Origin of the sequence: Blastomonas sp. UPD001, assembly GCF_003426715.1 — a bacterium.
Classification (GTDB): domain Bacteria; phylum Pseudomonadota; class Alphaproteobacteria; order Sphingomonadales; family Sphingomonadaceae; genus Blastomonas.
The window spans coordinates 1-500 of sequence record NZ_QKVT01000192.1; the positions used below are offsets into that span (position 1 = coordinate 1).

General features: G+C 58.6%; 1 protein-coding gene. It reads right to left on the minus strand.

What is annotated here, in order from left to right:
* Positions 1-500, minus strand: a 500-nt coding sequence (gene acsF / locus DM995_RS20540; RefSeq protein WP_116970890.1) for a magnesium-protoporphyrin IX monomethyl ester (oxidative) cyclase, incomplete at both ends; no start/stop codon positions are given.

The following is a 500-nucleotide window of genomic DNA, read 5'->3' on the forward strand; positions in this document are numbered from 1 at the left end:
CGGGTCCACGCCGAGCGCCTTGTGGAACTCGGGCCGCATATGGTCGCGGACGTACATTGTCGCGTAGACCGACAGCAGGAAGAAGCGGATCCACAGCCTGTTTCCGCCTTCCAGAAGCTTCGGGTCGGACCGCATCAGCAGCGCGAAGGCCTCGCCGTGGCGGAACTCGTCGTTGCACCAGTCCTGGAACCATTTGAAGATCGGGTGGAAGCGGTTCTCCGGGTTCCGCTCCAGCTGGCGGTAGATGGCTATGTACCTGGCATAGCCGATCTTTTCCGACAGATAGACTGCGTAGAAGATGTATTTCGGCTTGAAGTAGGTGTATTTCTTGGTCTTCGTCAGGAAGCCGAGATCGACCCCGATCTTCGCGTCCTTCAGCGTGTGGTTGATGAATCCTGCGTGCCGGCTTTCGTCGCGCGAGAGCAGCTTGAACAGCTGGCGCACATCAGGGTTCTTCACCCGCTTGGCGATCTCCGCATAGAGGATGCAGCCCGAGAATT